Genomic DNA, 22,214 nt, shown 5'->3' on the forward strand with positions numbered 1-22,214 from the left:
CTTTCCCCCAACCTACCGCCTGAGCTTCGCCAGGAGTCCCATGTCCAGCAGTCAAACCCCGCACGCAGCCGCCCCCGGCGGCCATGGCCACGCCCCCTCCGCTGGAGGACTGGCGCTGGTCATCGGTGCGATCGGCGTGGTGTTCGGCGATATCGGTACCAGCCCGCTGTACACCCTGAAGGAGGCGTTCTCGCCACACTACGGGCTCAACAGCGACCACGACACCGTGCTGGGCGTGCTGTCGCTGGCGTTCTGGGCGCTGAACCTGGTGGTGACCCTGAAGTACGTCACCATCATCATGCGCGCCGACAACGATGGCGAAGGCGGCATCATGGCGCTGATGGCGCTGACCCAACGCACGCTGCGCAACGGCTCGCGCTCGGCTTATGTGGTGGGCATCCTCGGCATCTTCGGCGCCTCGCTGTTCTTCGGCGACGGCGTGATCACCCCGGCCATGTCCGTGCTCAGTGCGGTCGAAGGCCTGGAGGTGGCCGCGCCCGGACTTCATGTCTTCATCGTGCCGGTCACCCTGGTGGTGCTGCTGGCGGTGTTCGCCGCGCAACGCTTCGGTACCGAGAAGATCGGCAAGGCGTTCGGCCCGATCATGGCAATCTGGTTCGTGTCGCTGGCGGCAATCGGCATCTACAACATCGTCGATGCGCCCGAGGTGCTGAAGGCCTTCAACCCCTGGTGGGGCATCCGCTTCTTCATGGAGCACGGCTGGCACGGCATCTTCATTCTCGGTGCAGTGGTGCTGGCGGTGACCGGCGGCGAAGCGCTGTATGCGGACATGGGCCACTTCGGGCTGCGCCCGATCCGCCACGCCTGGTACTTCTTCGTGCTGCCGTGCCTGGTGCTGAACTACCTGGGGCAGGGCGCACTGGTGCTCAACCACCCCGAGGCCCTGAAGAATCCGTTCTTCGAGGCAGTGCCGTCGTGGGCGCTGTACCCGATGATCATCCTGGCCACCATGGCGGCGGTGATCGCCTCGCAGTCGGTCATCACCGGCGCGTTCTCGGTCTCGCGCCAGGCCATGCAGCTGGGCTACATCCCGCGCATGCGCATCAAGCACACCTCGCACGACACCATCGGCCAGATCTACATCCCGGGCATCAACTGGGGCATTGCGGTGATGGTGTTCGGGCTGGTGCTGGCGTTCCGCAGTTCGTCCAACCTGGCCGTGGCGTACGGCATTTCGGTGTCGGCCACGATGCTGATCGACACCCTGCTGCTGGCCGTGGTGGCGCGGACGTTGTGGCCGAAGTCGCGTGGCTGGCTGCTGCCGCTGTGCGTGGTGTTCTTCATCATCGACCTCGGCTTCGTCATCGCCAACGGCGCCAAGCTGCTGCAGGGCGCCTGGTTCCCGGTGGTGCTGGGCATCTTCCTGTTCACCATGATGCGCACCTGGCGCCGTGGCCGCGAGCTGCTGCGCGACGAGATCCGCAAGGACGGCATCCGCCTGGATACCTTCCTGCCGGGCCTGATGCTGGCCCCGCCGGTGCGCGTGCCGGGCACCGCGGTGTTCCTCACCGCCGACCCGACCGTGGCGCCGCATGCGCTGATGCACAACCTCAAGCACAACAAGGTGCTGCACGAGCGCAACGTGTTCCTGCACGTGGAAACCCTGCCGATCCCGTATGCGATGGAAGGGCAGCGGCTGAAGATCGAATCAGTGGGTGACGAGTTCTACCGCGTCTACGTGCGCTTCGGCTTCATGGAGACCCCGGACGTGCCGCTGGCGCTGATGCGCTCGTGCGACCACGGTGGCATCTATTTTGATCCGATGGACACTACCTTCTTCGCCAGCCGCGAGACCATCGTCGCCACCGCCAACCGCGGCATGCCGATCTGGCGTGACAAGCTGTTCGCGCTGATGCATCGCAACGCCGCCCCGGCCACCGGCTTCTTCCGGATTCCGGGCAACCGCCTGGTCGAACTCGGGGCCCAGGTCGAGATCTGACGCGCGCGGGGTCGGATCCCTTTTCCGCAGGAAAAGGGCTCTGACCCCATGTTCCCGGTGTTCCGGTTCGGGGTCAGAGCCGTTTTCCTCTGGAAAACGGATCCGACCCCATACGCTTTTGCCGCATAATCAGCACATGACCGACGACCGCATCATCGGCGCCGGCGCCACCCGCGAGGATGACGCCGCCGACGCCAGCATCCGCCCCAGGCGCTTGGCCGACTACCTCGGCCAGGCCCCGGTGCGCGAGCAGCTGGAGATCTACATCGAAGCGGCCAAGGCCCGTGGCGACGCGCTCGACCATGTGCTGATCTTCGGGCCGCCCGGCCTGGGCAAGACCACGCTCAGCCACGTCATCGCCAACGAGCTGGGCGTGGCCCTGCGGGTGACCTCCGGCCCGGTGATCGAGAAGGCCGGCGACCTCGCTGCACTGCTGACCAACCTGCAGCCGCACGACGTGCTGTTCGTGGACGAGATCCACCGCCTGTCGCCGGTGGTCGAGGAAGTGCTGTACCCGGCGATGGAGGACTTCCAGATCGACATCATGATCGGCGAGGGCCCCGCCGCCCGTTCGATCAAGATCGACCTGCCGCCGTTCACCCTGATCGGCGCCACCACCCGCGCCGGCCTGCTGACCGCGCCGCTGCGCGACCGCTTCGGCATCGTCCAGCGCCTGGAGTTCTACAGCGTCGAAGAGCTGACCCGGATCGTGCGCCGTTCGGCCAGCATCCTCGGCATCGACTGCACCGCCGATGGCGCCGGCGAGATCGCGCGCCGCGCGCGCGGCACCCCGCGTATCGCCAATCGCCTGCTGCGCCGCGTGCGCGACTACGCGCAGGTGAAGGCCGGCGGCCACATCGACGAGGCCGTGGCACAGGCCGCGATGAAGATGCTCAAGGTCGATCCGGAGGGCTTCGACGAGCTCGACCGGCGCCTGCTCAAGACCCTGGTCGACTACTTCGACGGCGGCCCGGTCGGCATCGAATCGCTGGCCGCGGCGCTGTCCGAAGAGCGTGGCACGCTGGAAGACGTGGTCGAGCCGTACCTGATCCAGCAGGGCTTCCTGGTGCGTACCGCGCGCGGCCGCATGGCCACCCACAAGGCTTACCGGCACATGGGCCTGAAGCCGAAGAACCCGCCGCAGGACCTGTTCGCGGAGGTTCCCGATGTCGGTTGAGCCCCGATTCAGTTGGCCGACACGCATTTACTGGGAAGATACCGACGCAGGTGGCGTGGTCTACCACGCCCGCTACGTGGCCTTCATGGAACGGGCCCGGACCGAATGGATGCGTGCGCTCGGCTACGGCCAGGAGCGCATGCGCGCCGAGCAAGGGATGGTCTTCGCGGTGCGCTCGATGCAGATGGATTTCATCAGGCCGGCACGGCTGGATGACACCCTGCAGGTGACTGCCCGCCTGGTCCAGCTGAAGAAGGCCAGCATGGTCTTCGACCAGCAGATCCTGCGCGACGGCGAGCTGCTGCTGTCCGCGCAGGTCCGCATCGCCGCACTGGAAGCGGCCAGTTTCCGCCCTCGTGGCATGGACGATGCCGTCCTTGCCGTGCTGCAACCCCACCTCCACCCCGAATCCGAACATTGAGGAACAACGGATGATCGCAACGCTCCTGGCCCTGCAGGCCACGGTCACCGAGGCACTGCCGGCCGACGTCAGCAACGCCGCGACACAGACCCTTGCCCAGGCCACCACCGGCGGCGGCATCAACTACCTCGAACTGATGGCCAAGGCCAGCCTGCCGGTGAAGATCATCGTGCTGCTGCTGCTGGTCGGCTCGTTCGTCAGCTGGGTGATCATTTTCCGCAAGGCCCGCGTGTTCAAGCAGGCCACCCGCGAAGCCGACGAGTTCGAGAACCGTTTCTGGTCCGGCGCCGACCTGGGCAAGCTGTACAGCGCAGCCACCGACCGCAGCCGCAGCGTGACCGGCCTGGAAGCCATCTTCGAAGCCGGTTTCCGCGAGTACACCCGCCTGCGCGACAAGCGCCGGCTGGATGGCCGTGCGCAGCTTGAAGGCGCGCAGCGCGCGATGCGCACCACCTATACCCGCGAAGTGGACCAGCTCGAGCGCAACCTGGAGCTGCTGGCCAACATCGGCTCGACTGCCCCGTACGTGGGCCTGGTCGGTACCGTGTTCGGCATCATGGTGACCATGCACGACATGATCAGCAGCGGTGCCCAGGCCGGTATCGCCGCCGTCGCGCCGGGCATCTCCGAGGCACTGTTCGCCACCGCCATCGGCCTGTTCGTGGCGATCCCGGCGGTGTGGGCCTACAACCGCTTCACCACCCGCGTGGAGCGCATGTCGGTGCGGTTCGAGACCTTCGCCGAAGAGTTCAGCTCCATCCTGCAGCGCCAGAGCGCTGGCGACGAGTAAGCGCCTGACCCGGGAGTCCAAGCCATGTCCGCTGCCATCGGTCGCCGCAAGCGCCGCAAGCTGAAATCGGAAATCAACGTCGTTCCCTACATCGACGTCATGCTGGTGCTGCTGATCATCTTCATGGTCACCGCACCGCTGCTCACCCTGAGCTTCGACGTCGACCTGCCGCAGTCCAACGCCAAGGCGCTGGAGAGCAAGCAGGACCCGGTGATCGTCTCGGTGCGCCAGGACGGCCAGCTCAGCCTGAAGCTGCCCGACGCCAAGGAGCCGGCCGCCGTGTCGGCCGAGGAACTGGAAGGCCGCCTGGCCGGCATCGCCGCCCAGGACAAGGGCGTGCGCGTGATCGTCGCCGCCGACCGCGCCGTGGCCTATGAGAAGGTCATTGCCGCGATGGACGTGATCAAGCGCGCCAAGGTAGACAAGGTAGGCCTGGCCACCGATGCACGCTGACGCCCTGCCACCCCCGCATCAGCGCGAACCCGGCTGGGGTCTGCCCCTGGCGCTGGCTTTGCTGGTGCACCTGCTGGTCGCGCTGGTCTTCATCGTGGCCTGGCTGTGGTCGCCCCAGCGCAACACCGATGCCGCCGCTGGCGACCCCTCGGTCGAGGCCAGCCTGGCGCTGTCCGCCTCCGAGGCGTCCGCCGCACGCCAGGCGCTGCGCCAGTCAGAGAAGCTGGAGGACCTGCCGCCGCCGGTCGCCGAGCCGATCCCGGTGCCGGAAGACACCATTCCGCCGCCGCAGCCGATTCCCGAGCCGCGCCCGCAGGACGCGCCCACGCCCCAGCAGCAACAGGCGCAGGAGCGTATTGCGCAGCCGGACACCAAGGACCAGGAAGCGGTGAGCGCACTGGCCATCTCGCAGGAGAAGGCCAAGCAGGAACAGGAAGCCAAGCGCCGCCAGGAGCAGATCGACCTGACCGAACGCAAGCGCCAGGAAGAAGCGGAGCAGAAGCTGCGCCTGGCCAAGCAGCAGGAAGCGGACGAGAAGAAGAAGCAGGCCGAGCAGGAGCGCGTCGCGGCTGACAAGGCCGAGGCCGAGAAGCAGAAGAAGATCGCCGAGATCCGTGCCCGCCGCGAGCAGGCCGAGAAGGAAGCCAAGCTGGCCGAGCGGAAGCTGCGCGAGGTCGCCGCCGCGCGCAATGCCGCAGGCAGTGCCGCTGCCGGCTCCAGCGGCGCTTCCCAGCCGGCGGCCGGTGGTGGTGGCAACAGCGACGATCTTTCAGCCAAGTACGCCGCAGCGATCCAGGCCAAGGTGCTGTCGCAGTGGGTGCGCCCGGATACGGTGCCGCTGGGCCAGCGTTGCCAGATCACCATCACCCAGATTCCGGGCGGCACGGTGATGCAGGCCAAGGTCAGCCCGAACTGCCCCTATGACGAGGCCGGCAAGCGTTCGATCGAGGCCGCGGTGCTCAATGCGCAGCCACTGCCGTACCGCGGCTTCGAGTCGGTGTTCGCGCGTACGCTCAACTTCACCTTTACCGCCCAGGATCGCTGAGGCGGGCAGGGCAGGGGTGGCCTCGGGCCACTCCTGCCCACGGATGTCGCGCTTGCCTCTGGCGTGCTCGGTTTCGGCCGGGCAGGCTGCAGGCTGCTGTCGAACACCGCCCCGAGGGGCGGCGTGCCCGGGGCAGGCAGGTGCGATGTTAGCCACGACGTTAACGGTGCGTGAGAGGACGGGCTGGAACTGACCCGGAATTCACGTACCCTTGGTTCATGATTGCGAAGCGGTTCACTCCCGCTTTGTTATCCCTCGTTCCGGTTTCCCCCTATTGAGCGCTCCATGAAAAAGATGCCTCGCTGGCTTGCCGTGTTTGCGGCCCTGTTGCTGCCCTTTGCTGCCGTCGCGCAGCAGAAGGGGCTGGATATCGACATCATCGGCGGCAATGCCTCCGCCCTGCCGATCACCATCGTGCCGATGCCCTACCAGGGTTCGTCGGCCGCTCCGCAGACCGACGTCGCCGGCGTGGTCCGCGCCGACCTGGAGCGTTCGGGCCAGTTCCGCACGCTGCCGGAAGCGCAGATCGTCGAGAAGCCCGTGCGTGGCGGTGACATCCAGTTCGCCACCTGGCGCGCGCTGAAGCAGAACTACATCGTGGTCGGCCGCGTGCTCGATGCCGGTGCCGGTGCCTACCGCGTCGAGTACGAACTGTTCGACGTGCCGAAGGGCGAGCGCCTGCTGGGCCTGGCGATGACCGCCCGTGGCAACGCCATGCGCGACGTCGCCCACCAGATGGCCGACGCCATCTACGAGAAGATCACCGGCGTGCGCGGCGCCTTCTGGACCCGCATCGCCTACGTGACCGCCAGCGGCAAGGGCGATGCCATGCGCTATGCGCTGATGGTGGCCGACTCCGACGGCTACAACCCGCAGACCATCGTGCGTTCGGCCGAGCCGCTGCTGTCGCCGTCGTGGAGCCCGGATGGCAGCAAGCTGGCCTACGTCAGCTTCGAGCGTGGCAATTCGGCGATCTACATCCAGAACATCGGCACCGGTGCGCGCGAACTGGTCACCAGCTTCCGCGGCATCAACAGCGCCCCGGCGTTCTCACCCGATGGCCGCAAGCTGGCCCTGACCCTGTCGCGTTCGGGCAACCCGGAAATCTACGTGATGGACCTGGGCAGCAAGCAGCTGACCCAGCTGACCAACCACTTCGCCATCGACACCGAGCCGACCTGGGCGCCGGATGGCAGCGCGGTGTACTTCACCTCCGACCGCGGCGGCCGCCCGCAGGTCTACAAGGTCGGCGCCGGTGGCGGCAGTGCCGAGCGCGTGACCTTCCAGGGCAACTACAATGCCAAGCCCTCGGTGTCCTACGACGGCAAGAAGATCGCCGTTGCGCAGGGCTCGGGCAACAGCTACAAGATCGCGATGATGGACAGCTCGCTGGGTTCGCCCCGCTGGAGCACGCTGTCCCCGGGTTCGCTGGATGAATCTCCGAGCTTTGCGCCCAACGCAAGCATGGTGTTGTACGCCGCCCGCGAGGGTGGCCGTGGTGTGCTGTACGCCGTTTCCGCCGATGCGCGCGTGCGCCAGCGGTTGGTTCTGGCTGACGGAGATGTGCGCGAACCGGCATGGTCCCCATACCGTACCCAGCGCTAAAAGAGTGTTAATATTTTCGCTGTCTTGAACCCCTCATCGGCCTAGGAGCCACAAAGGTATCGCCATGAACAAGTCCACCCGCGTTCTGCTTGTTTCCCTGCTGTCTGTGGCCGTCCTGGCCGGTTGCTCGAAGAAGGTGAAGGAAGAGCCGGCAACCCCGGTCGACACCGGCACCTCCACCACCACCCCGACCGGTCCGTCGACCTCCGGCCTGTATGGCCCGGGCGACCTGGACACCGACGCTTGCCTGCGCCAGCGCGTTGTCTACTTCGACCTGGACAAGGAAGACGTGAAGCCGGAATTCCAGGCCATCATGGCTTGCCACGCCAAGTACCTGCGTGACCGTCCGTCCTCGCGCATCACCCTGCAGGGCCACACCGACGAACGCGGTTCGCGCGCGTACAACCAGGCCCTGGGTGAGCGTCGTGGCAACGGCGTCAACTCGGCCCTGCAGGCCAACGGTGGCTCGGCTTCGCAGCTGACCGTCGTGTCCTACGGTGAAGAGCGTCCGGTCTGCACCGAGTCGAACGAGTCCTGCTGGTCGCAGAACCGTCGCGTCGAAATCGTCTACACCGCGCAGTAATCCATGCGCATTGGCATCAAACTGATGCTGGTCGTTGCGGCAGCCCTCGTGGCTGCCGCACCGGCGCATGCACAGCGACAGAGCCTGGCCGACCGTGTCGGCGCGCTCGAGCAGCAGATGTACAACAACAGCGCCAACCAGGACCTGTTGAACCAGATCAATCAGCTGCGGCAGCAGGTCACCAGCCTGCAGGCCTCGATCGAGCAGTTGCAGCACGACAACGCCCAGCTCAAGCAGTCCGCCCAGGACCAGTACCTGGATCTGGACAGCCGCCTGAACCGGTTGGAAGGGGGCAATGCCGCCCCGGCCCTGCCGCCCGTTCCGGCGAGCGCGCCGAAGGCCGCACCGGCCCCGGCAAAACCCGCAGCGGCGGCCACTTCCGAGCGGCCGCCTTCCGTCCATGGTGATGCCGGCAGTCTTGCCGCCACCGGCGACGAGCGCACCTCCTACAACGTCGCCTTCGATTCGCTGAAGGCCGGCAAGTACGATGATTCGGCGCAGTTGTTCCTGAGCTTCCTGCAGCTGTACCCGAACGGCGTCTACGCGCCGAACGCGCTGTACTGGCTGGGCGAGAGCTACTACGCCACCCGCAACTTCCCGATGGCCGAGGCCCAGTTCCGCGAACTGCTCTCGCGCTATCCGACCCACGACAAGGCCGCCGGCGGCCTGCTCAAGGTCGGCCTCTCGCAGTATGGCGAGGGCAAGGTCGACCAGGCCCAGCAGACGCTGGAGGCCGTCGTGGCGCAGTACCCCGGCTCGGACGCCGCGCGCACCGCGCAGGACCGTCTGCAGTCCATCCGCCTCGGCAAGCAGATCCGCTGACCCGGCGTACAATAGGTGCCCTGTAGAGCCGAGCCCACGCTCGGCTGCTTTCGTTTCCGGTTCGGCAAACCCGCCCGGATCCGGCAGCGCCGGGCCCTGTCTGCCCGGTTGTTTTCGTAGAGCCGAGCCATGCTCGGCTGCGTTCGTTACCGGCCACGGTAGCCCACCCGCCACGTGTCCCACCAAGAAGTACCCGCCATGACCGCCGTTACTCCGTCCAGCGCCGCCGCCACGCCCAGTGAGATCGTGCAGTCGCCCCTGCCACGCCTGAAGATCACCGAGATCTTCACCTCGCTGCAGGGCGAAGCCGATACCGCCGGCTGGCCAACCGTGTTCGTGCGCCTGACCGGCTGCCCGCTGCGTTGCCAGTACTGCGACACCGCCTATGCCTTCCACGGCGGCACCTGGTGGGATATCGACGACATCGTGGCCGAGGTGCTGGCCCAGGGCGTGCGCCACGTCTGCGTGACCGGTGGCGAGCCGTTGGCGCAGAAGCGCTGCCTGGTGCTGTTGGAAAAGCTGTGCGATGCCGGCATGGACGTCTCGCTGGAAACTTCCGGTGCGCTGGACGTCAGCGCGGTGGACCCGCGGGTGTCGCGCGTCGTCGACATCAAGACGCCGGGTTCGGCCGAAGCCGCCCGCAACCGCCTGGAAAACCTGCCGCTGCTGACCGCCCGCGACCAGATCAAGTTCGTCATCTGCAACCGCGAGGACTACGACTGGGCCAAGGCGATGGTCGCCGAGCACGGCCTGGTGCAGCGCTGCACCGTGTTCTTCTCGCCCAGCAAGGGCGAGATCACCGCGCGGCAGCTGGCCGACTGGATTGTCGAAGACCGGCTGCCGGTGCGCTTCCAGATGCAGTTGCATAAAATCCTGTGGAACGACGAGCCGGGCCGATGAGCCGGCGCAGCGTTCCCTGATGTAACTCCGGCGCGGGACAGCGTGCTGGCTTTCCCCTCCCAACCGGATGTTTTTCCCATGAAGAAGGCAGTCGTGCTTCTCTCCGGCGGCATGGATTCAGCCGCCGTCATCGCCATGGCCCAGGAACAGGGCTTCGCCGTGCATGCCCTGAGCGTGCGCTATGGCCAGCGCCATACCTCCGAACTGGACGCTGCCGCCCGCGTGGCCAAGGCCCAGGGCGTGGTCGCGCACAAGACCGTGGACGTGGACCTGCGCAGCATCGGCGGCTCGGCACTGACCGACGACATCGACGTGCCGGAGGCCGGCGGTGCCGGCATTCCGGTCACCTATGTGCCGGCGCGCAACACCATCATGCTGTCGCTGGCCCTGGGCTGGGCCGAAGTGCTTGGCGCCAACGACATCTTCTGCGGCGTCAACGCCGTGGATTACTCCGGCTACCCGGACTGCCGCCCCGAGTTCGTGGCGGCGTTCCAGGCGCTGGCCAACCTGGCCACCAAGTCGGGCGTGGAAGGTGCGGGCATCAAGGTGCACGCACCGCTGCAGTTCCTCAGCAAGGGCCAGATCGTCAGCGAAGGCGTGCGCCTGGGCGTGGACTTCGGCCTGACCGTGTCCTGCTACAACGCCGACGCTCACGGCGCCGCCTGCGGTCATTGCGATGCCTGCCGCCTGCGCGCGCAGGGCTTTGCCGAGGCCGGCGTGCCCGACCCCACGCTGTACGCCTGACCGCGTCTGGTAGAGCCGGCCGCTGGCCGGCTTCACTGCAGGTGCGAACCGCCCCTTCTTGGTGTGTGCAAGCCGCCCCTCCCGGTGGGTGCGAACCGTTGGTTCGCACTCCTTGACCTACCGGGCCTGCAACCATCCCGATGCCTCGATGAAGCCGCGCACCGCGTCCGGATCGGCGTAGTCCAGTTCGATCATCCGCGCGATGGCGGCCCCCTCGTCGGTCTGTTGGCGCATGTACTCCTGCGCGATGCGGTATCCGGCGTAGTAGCCCAGATCACTCACCCCGAACGGATTGCGCGCGCTGTTGTACAGCCAGTTGTCCAGGCTGTCACCGTGCATCTCGGCAAGGAAGCGCGTGCGGATTTGTGCCTCGTGCGCGGGCCCATAGGCGTACAGCGGCAGTGCCGGACGGCGACCGCTGATGCGCTCTGCCACGTATTCGGCCACGCCTTCGCGTACTGCGTACTGGGCCAGGCTGCCAGTGGTCTCGCGCTGCTGGGTATGCACGTACTCGTGCAGGTTGTTCTGCGCGTTGTTCGCACCGGGGCGGCTGTCGTAGAAGATCCGCAGGCGGCCGCGCATCGGCTCGGGCAGCTCGCTTACGTCCACGCGCTCATCGCCCAGCGCCATCTCCGCCCCGATCAACACCTTGTCGCCCAACGTGGTGCCGCCGGTACGCAGCACGCCCATCGCGTAGGTGATGGTGGCCGGACGCAGTGCAGGGTAGAGCGCGCGGAACGCGTCCAGGTCCCGGTCCAGCGTGGCGCTGGCCTGCTGCGCGTTCGCAGTCAACGGCCGTACCGAAGTCCAGAAGCGTGGCCATGACTGCATGGCCTCGGCGTATTCGCGGGCCGTGTAGTTGCGGACCTGCATCAGTGCATGCAGTCCGGGGCTGCCGGGATCGATGTAGCGTTGCTGGACCAGCACCACGCGGCGTTCGGCATCAGGCTCGGCGCGCACCGCGTCATAGGTGGCCCAGAAGCGGGCGATGTCGTCAGTGACGACCTGGGACGTCGAGGCCACTGCTGTGCAGGGCAACAGCAGGATGGCGATCAGACAGCAGGTGAGGCGCATCCGTGGCTCCGGGTGGTGAACATGGATGGGATGCGTGGAAGGCCCGGAAGGTTTAAGCGGGCTGACCCGACCGGGTAGTGCCGGCCGCTGGCCGGGACACGCAACACCCCTGTACTTCGCGCGACCCGGCAAAGTAGGGTAGAATGCGGACCCCGCCGAAAGGCCGGGCGATGCATCGGGCCGTTAGCTCAGTCGGTAGAGCAGAAGACTTTTAATCTTTTGGTCGAAGGTTCGAATCCTTCACGGCCCACCATTGCATTGACGATCAAGAAGGCGCCCAAGGGGCGCCTTTTTTGTTGCTTCCTTCAAAGCACTTCCGCAATGGGGGAAGCGCCGCTGCAACGATGCGGTGTTGCAGGTGCTATCGACTCCCCGGCGCCCGCTGGCAGCGGGTGCGGGGAGGCGGCGCTCCGCGCACCCGCTTCCGTCGCTGCTGCCCCCACGTCGCTCACCTTAAAAAAATTACCTTTAAGGTAACAATAAAGGTAATTTCAGGTAATTGATCTCATCAGAACCGGCCGTTTCCGGCCGGCCAGGGACGCTGTCAGCCGTAATGCGCGCGCAACAGCCCGGCGTCGTGGAAGGAAATGCCCTCGCGGATACACTCCTCCGCGCGCTCCATGTCCTTGTGCAACTGGATCAGTGCGTCGTCGGCGAGCTGCTCGATGTTGACCACACCGCAACATGCCTGATCGATCACATGCTGCATGGGTTCGCCCCAGCGTCGGCGTACGTTGCGGATCATGCGGCAATGCCACTCGCGCATGATCGCGTCCATGCGCCTCTCCCCGCGGACCACATGTGCGTCTCCCGCCACCACCCGCAATGCCGGCGCCGGGGTGCGCTCGCCGCGCAGTTCCTGGGTCCTAGCGGCCAACCGCTGTGCGAGCTCCTCGAGTCGCGTGTGAGTCATCCTTTGCCTCCCTGATCCGTCTTGCCAGAAGCTTCGTCAGGTCGAGCACATTGTCCGGTGCAGAGGGCTGACCGAACTCGTCCACGACCATGAATGCGGTCTCCAGCAGCACGGGATCGTAGATCCATTCCGGTGGATCGCCGACCAGCTCCAGGTAGTGCGAAAGCACCTTGACCGCAGCGCTCATTTTCTCGAAATCCAGTCCCGTAGATTGAGACTGAAGCGACACGTCTCCGTCCTGATCGACGCGATCCAGCGTTCCATGTGGAAGCTGCATCACTGATTCAAGATCGCGCGCAAGCCGATGGCCGATGCTCTTCGGGTTGCTCTCGGAAATCCACTGGCTGACCTGGGGCTGGGCCCAGCGGGTGCCACCGTACAGGCGGGCCCACTCGGCCGGGCCGCCGGCGGCGGCCACGCGGAGGCGCATGTTGAGGGTGCGAGCGGTACTGGCGTCCATCTGTAGATGGTGCGCTGCATTACCAATCCAGCAAATGACCAAAACGGTATTGACTATCCATTACCGTGGCAGTAATGTGTGGCCCATGAACCTCATCGACTACGCCATCTCCCAAGGGGGCTACGGCACCCCCAGCTGTCCCGTCATGCGCCGCCTGGCCCACCAGACCGGTTGCGCGCTGCGGACCCTCTACATGATCGCCCGCGGCCACAAGCTGCCCGGCGCGCGCCTGTGCCGGCGCATCGAGCTGGCCACTGCGGGCGCCGTGCGCCGCGAATCCCTGCGCCCGGATGTGTTCGGTCCGGCCCCGTCGCCCGTCAAAGGAGAAGCCACCCATGCAGCTTGATACGTTCGGTGAGTATGTCCGCAGCCGCCTGGAGCACTGGGGCGGCGAATATGCGCTGCATCGCGACTGCGAATACCTCGGCTTCCAGTCGCGCAACCTGCTGGCGGTGCTGATCGAGCATCGTGGTGACATGCCGGGGCGGGCCCAGGGCTACAAGCCTCTGGAAACCGATCAGCTGGCGCAGCAGATCGAAGACATCATCACGGCGGTCGCGCGTGACAACGTGGCGATGGCCTGTGCGCTGCGCGGCTACTACTGCGGGCGTGGCCGACGCAAGGTCGAACGATTCGAAACGGCGAATCTGCTGCTGGCCAACAGCGGGCAGCGGCCGGTATCCAACCGGCATTACCTCAACCTGGTCGAACTTGGCTTCCAGCGCGTACGTGGCTGGATGGAGGGCATCGCCCAGGCCGCATGAGCGGCGGAACCGATCTTCCGCCCGCCTCCCGACCGGAACAACCCTCGTGCCGAGCCGGCAGCGGGGCGGGCACCTCTTCGGGCCACGTCGATGCGACGCGGCCTGCATTCCCTCCAGGACCCATCATGAAAGAAGAAATCATCAGCACGGCCGGCGCGGCGGCCATCAAGTCGGCGCCGCCGGTTACCGTCGCCGGTGCGCTTGCAGCCGGCATCACCCTGGACCGCCTGGTCGTGGTCCTCACCATCATCTACCTGGCGGCGCAGATTGCCTATCTGGGCTGGCGCTGGCTGCGCGAATGGCGCCGCAGGGAGCGCGAATGAGCCGGCCCGGCAGTACATTGCCGGTACGCAGCCTGGTCGCCGCGCTTGCGCTGAGTGCTGCGGGCCTGATCGCCATCGTTGACCGCGAGGGATACACCGACGCCGCAGTGGTGCCCACGCGCAATGACCGGCCCACCTATGGCTTCGGCTCGACCGTTCGCGAGGATGGCACGCCGGTGAGGCTGGGCGACCGCACCACGCCGGTACGCGCGCTGCATGCCGTGCAGGCTCATCTGGCCAGGGAGGAAGGGCAGTTCCGCGCGTCGCTGCCCGGTGTGGCGCTCAGCCAGGGCGAGTACGACGTCTATGTCGATTTCCTCTACCAGTACGGCATCGGCAACTGGCGCGCGTCGTCGATGCGCCGGCATCTGCTGCAGGGTGAGTATCACCAGGCCTGCGATGCCTTGCTGCTGTGGAGGCGGGCAGGGGGCTACGACTGTTCAACCCGCATCGACGGCCGCCCCAACACCGTGTGCTGGGGAGTGTGGGAGCGCCAGCAGCAGCGCCACGCGCGTTGCCTGGCGGAGCAGTGACCCATGCCGCGCATGCTGGTGGTGATGGCGTCGCTGCTGCTGTGGTCGTTGCTGATGTTCATGACTGGCTGGCGTTGGCGCGGTGATCGCAGCGACCTCGCGATGGCGCGTGCCGATGTGGAGCAACAGGCCGGCGCGGTGCAGTCCGAACGGCGGTTGCGCCGGGATCAGGAAGAACGGAGCGAGGCGATGGCCTCACTGGGGGAACAACATGAACAGGATCGTGAGCGCGCGGCCGAGGTGGATGCCGATGTGGTGGCTGCCCTGCGCGCTGGCACTCTCCGCCTGCGCGACGACCTCGCCGCGTGCCATACCGGCCGTCTGTCCGAAGCCGCCGCCCGCACCGGCGAACGTGATGCGGGCGCCCAGTTACGAGCAGAGGTTGCGGCAGCGCTTGTTCGAATCGGACGCGATGCCGACGACCAGCTCCGTGCCTGCCAGGCCGTGATCGAACTGGATCGCCGTTGAGGGCGCCGGCGCAGTTATGCTGGCCGTCCTCTCGAAAATGGAAGTTCGCATGCGCGTCGTCGCTCTCTCCGCTCTGATCCTGCTGGCCGCCGCAGGGCCGGGCCTCGCAGCTGTTCCCACCGTGCCGGCAGCACCGCCGGCATCGACCGCTGCGGCCGCACCACTGGTGATCGGCGAGACCTTCACCGTGCAGTCGAAGGCACTGGGCGAGACCCGCCGCATCAATGTCTATCGTCCGCAGCCCTGGGGCCTGGATCCGAAGGCGCCGCTGCCGGTGCTGTACATGGCCGATGGCGGCATCGGCGAGGATTTCCTGCATGTGGCAGGGCTGGTGCAGGTGCTGACCGGCAATGGCAGCATGCGTCCGTTCCTGCTGGTCGGCATCGAGAATACCGAGCGCCGCCGCGACATGACCGGCCCCAGCAGCGACCCGCAGGACCAGAAGATCGCGCCACGCATCGGTGGCTCGGCGGCCTACCGCAGCTTCCTGCGCGATGAACTGATGCCGCAGGTACGCCAGCGCTACCCGACCACAGACGAGCGTGCGCTGATCGGTGAGTCGCTGGCTGGCCTGTTCGTGGTCGAGACGCTGCTGCAGGAGCCGACGCTGTTCAACAGCTATATCGCGCTGGACCCCAGCCTGTGGTGGAACCGTGGTGCGATGCTGGCCGGAGCATCCCGGCAGCTGCCGGCGGTGACGCGTGCACAGCCGCACGTGTTCCTGGCCAGCAGCGGGCAACCGGAACTGGCCGCCTCCACGGCACGACTGGCCGCGCTGCTGCAGCAGGCCTCGCCGTCGCCGCTGGTGAAGTACCTGCCGCTGCCGGAGGAAACCCACGCGACCGTCTACCACCCGGCCGCATTGCAGGCGCTGCGCACACTGTTCCCGGCGCCGCCGCCGGCCTCGCCCTGACCGCGCGTGGCGCGGCGCCGCGCGACGTGTGAGGATGCGGTAGCGACGCCACCCGGGTACGTCGCCCGCAACGGGAGAGTGTGGATGCAGCGTGTGCGTGGATGGAGTGTGGCGGCCTGCCTGGCCATGGGGGGCTGTGCGATGTCGGTGGCGCCACCGGCAACTCTGGATGAAGCGAAGGAAAGCGCGGCCACCGCCGCGCAGGGCGTGGTGCTGCCGGATACCGAGGCGCTGCGCGTGCACGACCCGGTGGGACGCGATTACCCGATCTGGGTGGCGTTGCCGGCCGACTACGCCGCACATCCGGAAAAACACTATCCGGTGCTGTACGTGACCGATGCGCTGTACAGCTTCCCGCTGGTGCGCAGCGTGCGCAACCTGGTCGGGCAGAAGGGCGTCAACATCGAGGATTTCATCCTGGTCGGGCTGCCGCCGCAGGAAGGCCTGACCTCCAGGCAGAGCCGCTCGCGGGATTACACGCCGAGCGATCCGGCGCGCACCGATCCGCGTGACTACAGCGACGACGTCAGCTACGGCGGCGCCGCGCATTACCGCGACTTCCTCGCCGAGCGCGTACTGCCGCTGATCGATGCGCGCTACCGCACCGATCCGGCGCGGCGAGCCTATGCCGGTCATTCCTATGGCGGCCTGTTCGGCGCCTACGTGCTGACCACGCGCCCGGACATGTTCCGCAGCTACATCCTGTCCAGCCCGTCGCTGTGGTTCGACAACCATCGGGTGCCGCGCATGCTGGCCGAAGCCAAGGCGCCTGCGCAGCCGACCACGGTGGTGCTGTCGATCGGCAGCTTCGAAACGGTCAAGCCGGAGCCGCGCTATTTCACCCGCAACGACATGCTGCGCCACAACGCCGAGTTCGCCGAGCAGCTGCGCAGCAGCGGGCGATCATTGAAGGTGGAGAACATGGTGATCGACGGCGAGGACCATTTCACCGTCTACCCGGACATGATCACCCGCGCGCTGCTGAAGGTGTTCCCGGGTACCGGGCCGTACAGCAGCGGTTGATGAGTGCCTCAGGCCGCCTGTGCGTCCGGCCCGGTCAATACGCCCGCATCGGCGTGCCGGAAGCACAGCCGGATGGCGTCGAGCAGCTCGCTCATGTTGTAGGGTTTGGGCAGGAAATGGATGCCGTCGCGCAGCTGCGGCAGCACCTGGTGCTGGTCCATGCCCGACGTCACCAGGATCGGCAGCTGGGGATACAGGCTGCGGACCCGGTTGGCGGCTTCAATGCCACTGATCGCACCCAGATTGACGTCGGTGAACAGCAGGTCGAAACGCTCACCGGCCGCCAGCAGGCCCAGCGCCGCTTCGGCAGAGCTCACGCCCACTACGTGGCAGGCCTGGCTTTCCAGCGCCAGTCGGCTCAGCTCGCGGGTTTCCTCGGCGTCCTCGATGAGCAGGACGCGGGGTTCAACGTGGCGCTTGGACAGCAACATGACGCGACAACTCCGGACAGCAACGGTGAAAAGGCGCGCAAGTATGCGCAAGCCGGTAGTGATCCCGACGTGCACGGCAAGCTAAGCGGGCGTTACAGGCCTCTCTGGCGCCTGAGCCGCACGTGCCAGGCCAGCACCACCACTGCGAGCAGGGCGGTGCCGATGCGCAGGCCGGTGGCCTGCCAACCCAATGCGATGGCGTCATCGAGGCTGAACACATTCCAGGCAAGGTTCATCGAAACATGCAGGACCAGGCCGCACCACAGGGTGTCGCCGTCGAGGTGGTCGAGCCAGGCGAAGATGAAGCCGCCCAGCGCGATCACCGCGCCAATGAACAGTGCGATGCCGCCGCCGTCGAACCCGCCGAAGCCGAGCCAGTGCACCATGCCGAACAGCAGTGCCTGCGGCAGCGCGAGCAACGGCCACGGACCGCGCACGATCTTCACCAGCAGCACGAAGCCGAGGCCACGGAACAGCACTTCCTCGGCCAGCGGGAACAGCGCGGCCAGCATCGTGGCATCCAGCGCAGTCAGTGCCGTGTTCGGAGTTCCGAGCAGCGCCAGTCCCAGCCAGCAGGGCAGGCTGGCCAGCAGCACCCACAACGGGCCGCCCCAGCCGTTTCCGCGCAGTCCCAAGCTGGCCATCAGGCCCATGTCACGGGGCCGCAGCAGCGCGGCCAGCAGCAGTGCCACCAGTACCGCCAGCGCGTTGTCCAACAGGCTACCGCCATAGGGGATGGGCAGTGCGGGAACCGGTGTGCCGATGGCCGCGGCGATATCCCGCAGGTTCAGGCCAAGGCCGACACCCAGCAGCACCAGCAACAGGCGCGCGGTGGTGGGCAGGCGGGACAACACGGTCATGTACGCATTCCCTGCGGAACAAGGGCGCAGTGTGCCGCGCGGTACGCATGTGGGCACGCGCCGGAAGTCCCTGTGCCATCGGTCACGCGTTGCCGCACAGTCATCGCGGTGCAGGTACAGTCGAAACCAGACCGACAGGAGCAATACCGATGCTGTGCCCCGTGTGCAAGACCCAGACGCTGCAGATGGCCGAACGCCACGGCATCGAGATCGATTACTGCCCAAGTTGCCGCGGCGTGTGGCTGGATCGTGGTGAGCTGGACAAGATCATCGAGCGCGCAGGCGCCGGTGCGGCCGTACCGCCGGCAGCGCCCGTGCTGGCTCAGCCGGCGTCGCCGCCACCGGTGATGCACCGTGATACCCGCCACCTCGGCCAGCGCTACGAGGACAACCGGGGCCAGGGCTACAAGAAAAAGAAGAAGGACAGCTTCCTGTCGGAACTGTTCGATTTCTAGTTTGTAGCGTCGAGCCATGCTCGACTGGATATTGCGGCCCCTGGCCAAGCATGGCTCGACGCTACATGGGCTGCATGATCACGGCCGCCGCAGGATGAACTCGCGGTCGTGGGTATCACCGACGATGAAGTCGTACTCGCCGACCTTGCTGCAGCCATAGCGCGCGTAGAAGCGCTGTGCGCCGAAGTTTTCTTCCCATACGCCCACCCACAGGGTGCGGCGCCGCGGCTGGTCCAGCCAGGCCATGAACGCGTCCATCAGGCGTGCACCATGGCCGCCGTTCTGGTGTGCGGCCAGGATGTAGAACCGCTTCAGTTCGATGTCGCCCTCGCGTGCATCGGCATGCGGCAGGGTGTTGGCACCGGCGGCCAGGTAGCCGACCACGGCGTCGCCGTCCATCAGCAGCCAGATGGCACTGCGTGGGTCGGACAGTTCAGTGCGCTGCGGTTCGCTGCTGTAGTGCGCCTGCAGGAAATCATGCAGCTCCTGCGCGGGGTACGAGTCGCCCCAGGTTTCGGTGTAGGTGGTGATGGCGATCGCCGACAGGGCGTCGACATCGGCAAGGGTGGCGCGGCGGATCTGCAACGACATGGCGGTGCCTGCACTGGAACGTGGCGCAGTGTAGCCGGCCCCGGCGGCTGCCGGGGCTGGCCATTGCGCACGAGCCGCTGCTCAGAACCACATGCGCACGCCGGCCACCCAGCGTGTGTCGCGCGCGTGGTCGCCGGCGTAGTCGGCGGTGTCGCCAAACGTGCGCTCGTGGCTGATGCCGATGTATGGCGCAAAGCGGCGGCTGAACTCATAGCGCAGGCGCAGCCCGGCTTCGACCTTGTTCAGTCCGCGACCAATGCCGTACTCCGGTTCATCCCTGGCAGCGACGGTGGCTTCCAGCAGCGGCTGCAGGATCAGGCGGTTGGTCAGCAGCACGTCGTACTCGACCTCGGCCTTGGCCAGCACCTGGCCGCCGGAACCCATATACAGCGTGGCCGAGCTCTCGAACTTGTACGGTGCCAGCCCCTGGATGCCGATGGCCGCCCACGTGCGCGAGTCGGCCGGGCGGAAGTCCTGGCGCACGCCGACCAGCACGTCCCACCACGGCGACACGCTGCGGCCATACAGTGCTTCCAGCGACGATGACTCGGTGCGGCCGCGGCTGCGTTCGCCATCGGTGCGCAGCCACAGGCGGTTGATGTTGCCACCGATCCAGCCGGTGGCCTCCCAGGCCTGGCCGTTGCTGCTCTTGCCGTCCCAATGTTCGAGGCGGTCGATCAGCAGCAGGCTGTTGATCTCCGGCGCATGCTCCATCGCGCCGTGCGCGATCGGTGGGAATGCAGCGGCACGATCGGCATCGGACGGCACCGGGATGGGGTCGCGCGGTTCGGTGGGCGCGGGCGTGGCATGGCCCATTGCCCCGTGGTCCATCTGCGAATGGTCCATCGCCGCCGGTTGCATCGCGCCATGGTCCATCTTCGAGTGATCCATGCCGGCATGATCTGTGGCGCCCGAATCCATCTTCGAATGATCCATCTTCGAATGATCGGCCTGTTCGACCGGCGCGTTGGCGGTCTTTGCGGGCGGATCCATCGCGGCCATGTCATGCCCGGCGTGCGACTGCGCGAACACCGGCAATGCGGCGGCCAGGCCCAGGGCCAGCAGGCTGGGGGAAAGCAGTGAGCGGCTCATTCTTCGATCCTCACTTCGCGCATCATGCCCGCTTCCATGTGGTACAGCAGATGGCAGTGGTAGGCCCAGCGGCCGAGCGCATCGGCGCGCACGCGGTAGCTGCGGCGGGTGCCGGGCGGCATGTCGATGGTGTGCTTGCGCACCTGGAATTCCTCCTGCGCGTTCTCCAGATCGCTCCACACGCCATGCAGGTGGATCGGGTGCTGCATCATGGTGTCGTTGACCAGCACGATGCGCATGCGCTCGCCGTAGTTCAGCCGCAGCGGTTCGGCGCTGGCGAACTGAATGCCATCGAACGACCAGGAGAATTTCTCCATGTGCCCGGTCAGGTGCAGTTCGATCTCACGGCTGGGCTCGCGGCCATCGGGGTCCTCGAACAGGCTGCGCATCGCGCCATAGGTCAGCACCTGGCGGCCGTTGTCGCGCAGGCCGATGCCGGGGTCGTCCAGCTTCGGTTCGGTCGCCGAGCTCTGCATGTCCACCAGCGGGTTGTTGCGCTCGCTGGGCGGGTGCTTTGGCGCCTTGCTGGCGGCATCACCGCCGCCATGCGCACCGTGGCCCATGCTGGCGCCGCAGCCGCCTTCCATGCCCTTCATCGCGGTCATGTCGTGCCCGCCATGACCGCCACCGCCCATGTCATGCCCCATGTCGCTCATGGTCAGCAACGGGCGCGGGTCGCGTGCAGGGATCGGCGCCTGCAGGCCATGGCGTACCGCCAGCGTGCCGGCGGCGAAGCCGGTGCGGCCCATGTCCTGGCAGAAGATGGTAAACGCGTCCTGGCCGGTGGGCTCGACCAGCACATCGTAGGTTTCGGCGGGAGCGATGCGGAACTCATCGATGCTGACCGGATGGATGTACTGGCCATCGGCGGCGACCACGGTCATCTTCAAACCGGGGATGCGCACGTCGAAGTAGGTCATCGAGGCGCCATTGATGAAACGCAGCAACACCTTCTCGCCGCTGCGGAACAGCCCGGTCCAGTTGCCGGCCGGGGCGGTGCCGTTCATCAGGTAGGTGTAGGTGTGGGCGTTGATGTCGGAGATGTCGGTCGGCGTCATCCGCATCCGCCCCCACATGCCACGGTCGGACAGCGCGGCTGACCAGCCCCCGCGCTTCACGTCACGCAGGAAGTCAGGCAGGGTGCGCTTGTAGTAGTTGTCATGCTCGGCGAGCTTCTTCATGCGCCGGAACAGCGCACCCGGATCCATGTCGGTCCAGTCGGACAGCATGATCACGTGCTCGCGGTCGTGCCTGTACGGCGCCGGTTCGGCCGGATCGATGATCAGCGCGCCGTACAGGCCGGCCTGCTCCTGGAACATCGAGTGGCTGTGGTACCAGTAGGTACCCGACTGCTTCAGCTGGAAGTGGTAGTGGTAGGTCTCGCCGGGGCCGATGCCGTTGAAGCTCAGGCCGGGCACGCCGTCCATGTTGGCCGGCAGCAGGATGCCGTGCCAGTGGATCGAGGTCGGGTGGCGTTCCAGCGTGTTGCGCACGAACAGGTCCACGGTCTGGCCTTCGCGCCAGCGCAGGATCGGCGCCGGCAGCGATCCATTGACGGTGATCGCCGGGCGGGTGCGGCCGGTGAAGTTGGCCAGTGATTCGCCGATGGCCAGTTCGATGCGGGTGTCGCTGAGCACGGCTGGGGCGCCGGCCAGGCGCGGGGTGGCCGTGGCGGCGGCGAGCGCGCGCTGTGGTACGCCGACGGCGGCGATGCCGGCAACCACGCCGCCGGCGGCCAGGCCCTGCACGAACAGGCGGCGCGACGGCATGGGCACGGCGCCCGGACCGGGGGGAATGCGGGTATTCATGGTGGT

At 66.8% G+C, this 22,214-nt stretch carries 27 protein-coding genes and 1 tRNA gene; 20 read left to right on the plus strand and 8 right to left on the minus strand.

Features of this window, described 5'->3' with window-relative positions:
• Positions 1 to 40 precede the first annotated feature (40 nt).
• From E5790_RS14650 to queC, 11 genes are all read left to right on the plus strand, one after another.
• Entirely contained in the window at positions 41 to 1,960 is a 1,920-nt protein-coding gene (locus tag E5790_RS14650; RefSeq protein ID WP_014648162.1) for a potassium transporter Kup, read from the plus strand.
• Positions 1,961 to 2,096: 136 nt separating this feature from the next.
• Entirely contained in the window at positions 2,097 to 3,137 is a 1,041-nt protein-coding gene (ruvB, locus tag E5790_RS14655; protein ID WP_049440336.1) for a Holliday junction branch migration DNA helicase RuvB, read from the plus strand.
• Entirely contained in the window at positions 3,127 to 3,558 is a 432-nt protein-coding gene (ybgC, locus tag E5790_RS14660) for a tol-pal system-associated acyl-CoA thioesterase (protein WP_111206114.1), read from the plus strand. Before ruvB ends, ybgC begins: the two co-directional genes overlap by 11 nt.
• Positions 3,559 to 3,568: 10 nt before the next feature.
• Complete coding sequence (gene tolQ, locus E5790_RS14665) at positions 3,569 to 4,348, plus strand: protein TolQ (RefSeq protein WP_005410752.1); 780 nt, start codon at positions 3,569 to 3,571, stop codon at positions 4,346 to 4,348.
• Between the two features lie 24 nt (positions 4,349 to 4,372).
• On the plus strand, positions 4,373 to 4,801 hold the full coding sequence (tolR, locus tag E5790_RS14670; RefSeq protein ID WP_006438804.1) for a protein TolR: 429 nt from the start codon (positions 4,373 to 4,375) through the stop codon (positions 4,799 to 4,801).
• Complete coding sequence (gene tolA, locus E5790_RS14675) at positions 4,791 to 5,846, plus strand: cell envelope integrity protein TolA (RefSeq protein ID WP_111206113.1); 1,056 nt, start codon at positions 4,791 to 4,793, stop codon at positions 5,844 to 5,846. Before tolR ends, tolA begins: the two co-directional genes overlap by 11 nt.
• 285 nt (positions 5,847 to 6,131) lie before the next feature.
• Positions 6,132 to 7,451, plus strand: a complete 1,320-nt coding sequence (gene tolB / locus E5790_RS14680) for a Tol-Pal system beta propeller repeat protein TolB (RefSeq protein ID WP_014038220.1) — start codon at positions 6,132 to 6,134, stop codon at positions 7,449 to 7,451.
• A gap of 64 nt (positions 7,452 to 7,515) precedes the next feature.
• Entirely contained in the window at positions 7,516 to 8,034 is a 519-nt protein-coding gene (gene pal, locus E5790_RS14685; protein WP_014648158.1) for a peptidoglycan-associated lipoprotein Pal, read from the plus strand.
• A 3-nt stretch (positions 8,035 to 8,037) separates the two neighbouring features.
• A complete protein-coding gene (ybgF, locus tag E5790_RS14690; RefSeq protein ID WP_111206112.1) occupies positions 8,038 to 8,856 on the plus strand; it encodes a tol-pal system protein YbgF in 819 nt (272 codons plus the stop codon).
• Positions 8,857 to 9,054: 198 nt separating this feature from the next.
• Positions 9,055 to 9,756, plus strand: coding sequence for a 7-carboxy-7-deazaguanine synthase QueE (gene queE / locus E5790_RS14695; RefSeq protein WP_046432157.1), 702 nt, complete (start codon positions 9,055 to 9,057; stop codon positions 9,754 to 9,756).
• A 78-nt stretch (positions 9,757 to 9,834) separates the two neighbouring features.
• Entirely contained in the window at positions 9,835 to 10,500 is a 666-nt protein-coding gene (gene queC / locus E5790_RS14700; protein WP_032958954.1) for a 7-cyano-7-deazaguanine synthase QueC, read from the plus strand.
• A 117-nt stretch (positions 10,501 to 10,617) separates the two neighbouring features.
• On the opposite strand, the gene E5790_RS14705 is transcribed toward queC, so the two are convergent.
• Positions 10,618 to 11,574: a DUF2268 domain-containing putative Zn-dependent protease gene (locus E5790_RS14705; RefSeq protein ID WP_049440334.1), complete on the minus strand. Its 957-nt coding sequence runs from the start codon at positions 11,572 to 11,574 to the stop codon at positions 10,618 to 10,620.
• 177 nt (positions 11,575 to 11,751) lie between these two features.
• Between E5790_RS14705 and E5790_RS14710 the strand changes: the two genes are divergently transcribed.
• A tRNA-Lys gene (locus E5790_RS14710) sits at positions 11,752 to 11,827 on the plus strand.
• A gap of 291 nt (positions 11,828 to 12,118) precedes the next feature.
• On the opposite strand, the gene E5790_RS14715 is transcribed toward E5790_RS14710, so the two are convergent.
• Entirely contained in the window at positions 12,119 to 12,352 is a 234-nt protein-coding gene (locus E5790_RS14715) for a hypothetical protein (protein WP_032958956.1), read from the minus strand.
• Positions 12,353 to 12,440: 88 nt separating this feature from the next.
• Complete coding sequence (locus tag E5790_RS14720; RefSeq protein ID WP_041863715.1) at positions 12,441 to 12,947, minus strand: hypothetical protein; 507 nt, start codon at positions 12,945 to 12,947, stop codon at positions 12,441 to 12,443.
• Between the two features lie 85 nt (positions 12,948 to 13,032).
• Between E5790_RS14720 and E5790_RS14725 the strand changes: the two genes are divergently transcribed.
• From E5790_RS14725 to E5790_RS14755, 7 genes are all read left to right on the plus strand, one after another.
• Positions 13,033 to 13,293, plus strand: coding sequence for a YdaS family helix-turn-helix protein (locus E5790_RS14725; protein ID WP_032958958.1), 261 nt, complete (start codon positions 13,033 to 13,035; stop codon positions 13,291 to 13,293).
• Complete coding sequence (locus tag E5790_RS14730) at positions 13,283 to 13,711, plus strand: hypothetical protein (RefSeq protein WP_014038211.1); 429 nt, start codon at positions 13,283 to 13,285, stop codon at positions 13,709 to 13,711. Before E5790_RS14725 ends, E5790_RS14730 begins: the two co-directional genes overlap by 11 nt.
• Before the next feature lie 125 nt (positions 13,712 to 13,836).
• On the plus strand, positions 13,837 to 14,034 hold the full coding sequence (locus tag E5790_RS14735; protein ID WP_014038210.1) for a hypothetical protein: 198 nt from the start codon (positions 13,837 to 13,839) through the stop codon (positions 14,032 to 14,034).
• A complete protein-coding gene (locus E5790_RS14740) occupies positions 14,031 to 14,567 on the plus strand; it encodes a glycoside hydrolase family protein (RefSeq protein ID WP_014648117.1) in 537 nt (178 codons plus the stop codon). Before E5790_RS14735 ends, E5790_RS14740 begins: the two co-directional genes overlap by 4 nt.
• A gap of 3 nt (positions 14,568 to 14,570) precedes the next feature.
• Positions 14,571 to 15,035, plus strand: a complete 465-nt coding sequence (locus E5790_RS14745; protein ID WP_014648116.1) for a lysis system i-spanin subunit Rz — start codon at positions 14,571 to 14,573, stop codon at positions 15,033 to 15,035.
• A gap of 49 nt (positions 15,036 to 15,084) precedes the next feature.
• On the plus strand, positions 15,085 to 15,948 hold the full coding sequence (locus E5790_RS14750) for an alpha/beta hydrolase-fold protein (protein ID WP_100450488.1): 864 nt from the start codon (positions 15,085 to 15,087) through the stop codon (positions 15,946 to 15,948).
• Between the two features lie 84 nt (positions 15,949 to 16,032).
• Complete coding sequence (locus E5790_RS14755) at positions 16,033 to 16,971, plus strand: alpha/beta hydrolase-fold protein (protein WP_049440328.1); 939 nt, start codon at positions 16,033 to 16,035, stop codon at positions 16,969 to 16,971.
• 8 nt (positions 16,972 to 16,979) lie between these two features.
• Here the strand turns inward: E5790_RS14755 and E5790_RS14760 are convergent, their stop codons facing one another.
• Together E5790_RS14760 and E5790_RS14765 are read right to left on the minus strand one after the other, a co-directional pair.
• Positions 16,980 to 17,402 carry a response regulator gene (locus tag E5790_RS14760; protein ID WP_111206110.1) on the minus strand — a complete coding sequence of 141 codons (423 nt, stop codon included), beginning with the start codon at positions 17,400 to 17,402 and terminating at the stop codon, positions 16,980 to 16,982.
• Positions 17,403 to 17,494: 92 nt separating this feature from the next.
• On the minus strand, positions 17,495 to 18,262 hold the full coding sequence (locus tag E5790_RS14765; protein ID WP_111206109.1) for a CPBP family glutamic-type intramembrane protease: 768 nt from the start codon (positions 18,260 to 18,262) through the stop codon (positions 17,495 to 17,497).
• Between the two features lie 149 nt (positions 18,263 to 18,411).
• Here E5790_RS14765 and E5790_RS14770 point away from each other — a divergent pair, with 149 nt between their 5' ends.
• A complete protein-coding gene (locus E5790_RS14770) occupies positions 18,412 to 18,717 on the plus strand; it encodes a zf-TFIIB domain-containing protein (RefSeq protein WP_111206108.1) in 306 nt (101 codons plus the stop codon).
• A 78-nt stretch (positions 18,718 to 18,795) separates the two neighbouring features.
• Here the strand turns inward: E5790_RS14770 and E5790_RS14775 are convergent, their stop codons facing one another.
• The 3 genes from E5790_RS14775 to E5790_RS14785 all read right to left on the minus strand — a co-directional run bounded on the left by E5790_RS14775 (position 18,796) and on the right by E5790_RS14785 (position 22,208).
• Entirely contained in the window at positions 18,796 to 19,308 is a 513-nt protein-coding gene (locus tag E5790_RS14775) for a GNAT family N-acetyltransferase (RefSeq protein WP_111206107.1), read from the minus strand.
• A gap of 81 nt (positions 19,309 to 19,389) precedes the next feature.
• Positions 19,390 to 20,400: a copper resistance protein B gene (locus E5790_RS14780; RefSeq protein WP_111206106.1), complete on the minus strand. Its 1,011-nt coding sequence runs from the start codon at positions 20,398 to 20,400 to the stop codon at positions 19,390 to 19,392.
• Positions 20,397 to 22,208, minus strand: coding sequence for a copper resistance system multicopper oxidase (locus tag E5790_RS14785; RefSeq protein WP_111206105.1), 1,812 nt, complete (start codon positions 22,206 to 22,208; stop codon positions 20,397 to 20,399). Before E5790_RS14785 ends, E5790_RS14780 begins: the two co-directional genes overlap by 4 nt.
• Positions 22,209 to 22,214 lie beyond the last annotated feature (6 nt).

It is taken from the genome of Stenotrophomonas sp. PAMC25021 (assembly GCF_004795795.1).
Lineage (GTDB): Bacteria > Pseudomonadota > Gammaproteobacteria > Xanthomonadales > Xanthomonadaceae > Stenotrophomonas > Stenotrophomonas muris.

What these genes read in the sequence shown, in the direction of transcription:
- queC (WP_032958954.1), top strand. Translation starts at nt 9,835, where the DNA reads ATGAAGAAGGCAGTCGTGCTTCTCTCCGGCGGCATGGATTCAGCCGCC.
- E5790_RS14780 (WP_111206106.1), bottom strand. Translation starts at nt 20,400, where the DNA reads ATGAGCCGCTCACTGCTTTCCCCCAGCCTGCTGGCCCTGGGCCTGGCC.
- E5790_RS14785 (WP_111206105.1), bottom strand. Translation starts at nt 22,208, where the DNA reads ATGAATACCCGCATTCCCCCCGGTCCGGGCGCCGTGCCCATGCCGTCG.
- E5790_RS14715 (WP_032958956.1), bottom strand. Translation starts at nt 12,352, where the DNA reads ATGGACGCGATCATGCGCGAGTGGCATTGCCGCATGATCCGCAACGTA.
- ruvB (WP_049440336.1), top strand. Translation starts at nt 2,097, where the DNA reads ATGACCGACGACCGCATCATCGGCGCCGGCGCCACCCGCGAGGATGAC.
- E5790_RS14735 (WP_014038210.1), top strand. Translation starts at nt 13,837, where the DNA reads ATGAAAGAAGAAATCATCAGCACGGCCGGCGCGGCGGCCATCAAGTCG.
- E5790_RS14725 (WP_032958958.1), top strand. Translation starts at nt 13,033, where the DNA reads ATGAACCTCATCGACTACGCCATCTCCCAAGGGGGCTACGGCACCCCC.
- E5790_RS14760 (WP_111206110.1), bottom strand. Translation starts at nt 17,402, where the DNA reads ATGTTGCTGTCCAAGCGCCACGTTGAACCCCGCGTCCTGCTCATCGAG.
- E5790_RS14770 (WP_111206108.1), top strand. Translation starts at nt 18,412, where the DNA reads ATGCTGTGCCCCGTGTGCAAGACCCAGACGCTGCAGATGGCCGAACGC.
- E5790_RS14765 (WP_111206109.1), bottom strand. Translation starts at nt 18,262, where the DNA reads ATGACCGTGTTGTCCCGCCTGCCCACCACCGCGCGCCTGTTGCTGGTG.
- E5790_RS14650 (WP_014648162.1), top strand. Translation starts at nt 41, where the DNA reads ATGTCCAGCAGTCAAACCCCGCACGCAGCCGCCCCCGGCGGCCATGGC.
- E5790_RS14705 (WP_049440334.1), bottom strand. Translation starts at nt 11,574, where the DNA reads ATGCGCCTCACCTGCTGTCTGATCGCCATCCTGCTGTTGCCCTGCACA.
- E5790_RS14750 (WP_100450488.1), top strand. Translation starts at nt 15,085, where the DNA reads ATGCGCGTCGTCGCTCTCTCCGCTCTGATCCTGCTGGCCGCCGCAGGG.
- E5790_RS14745 (WP_014648116.1), top strand. Translation starts at nt 14,571, where the DNA reads ATGCCGCGCATGCTGGTGGTGATGGCGTCGCTGCTGCTGTGGTCGTTG.
- ybgC (WP_111206114.1), top strand. Translation starts at nt 3,127, where the DNA reads ATGTCGGTTGAGCCCCGATTCAGTTGGCCGACACGCATTTACTGGGAA.
- E5790_RS14755 (WP_049440328.1), top strand. Translation starts at nt 16,033, where the DNA reads ATGCAGCGTGTGCGTGGATGGAGTGTGGCGGCCTGCCTGGCCATGGGG.
- ybgF (WP_111206112.1), top strand. Translation starts at nt 8,038, where the DNA reads ATGCGCATTGGCATCAAACTGATGCTGGTCGTTGCGGCAGCCCTCGTG.
- tolR (WP_006438804.1), top strand. Translation starts at nt 4,373, where the DNA reads ATGTCCGCTGCCATCGGTCGCCGCAAGCGCCGCAAGCTGAAATCGGAA.
- E5790_RS14720 (WP_041863715.1), bottom strand. Translation starts at nt 12,947, where the DNA reads ATGGACGCCAGTACCGCTCGCACCCTCAACATGCGCCTCCGCGTGGCC.
- pal (WP_014648158.1), top strand. Translation starts at nt 7,516, where the DNA reads ATGAACAAGTCCACCCGCGTTCTGCTTGTTTCCCTGCTGTCTGTGGCC.
- tolB (WP_014038220.1), top strand. Translation starts at nt 6,132, where the DNA reads ATGAAAAAGATGCCTCGCTGGCTTGCCGTGTTTGCGGCCCTGTTGCTG.
- tolQ (WP_005410752.1), top strand. Translation starts at nt 3,569, where the DNA reads ATGATCGCAACGCTCCTGGCCCTGCAGGCCACGGTCACCGAGGCACTG.
- E5790_RS14730 (WP_014038211.1), top strand. Translation starts at nt 13,283, where the DNA reads ATGCAGCTTGATACGTTCGGTGAGTATGTCCGCAGCCGCCTGGAGCAC.
- E5790_RS14775 (WP_111206107.1), bottom strand. Translation starts at nt 19,308, where the DNA reads ATGTCGTTGCAGATCCGCCGCGCCACCCTTGCCGATGTCGACGCCCTG.
- queE (WP_046432157.1), top strand. Translation starts at nt 9,055, where the DNA reads ATGACCGCCGTTACTCCGTCCAGCGCCGCCGCCACGCCCAGTGAGATC.
- tolA (WP_111206113.1), top strand. Translation starts at nt 4,791, where the DNA reads ATGCACGCTGACGCCCTGCCACCCCCGCATCAGCGCGAACCCGGCTGG.
- E5790_RS14740 (WP_014648117.1), top strand. Translation starts at nt 14,031, where the DNA reads ATGAGCCGGCCCGGCAGTACATTGCCGGTACGCAGCCTGGTCGCCGCG.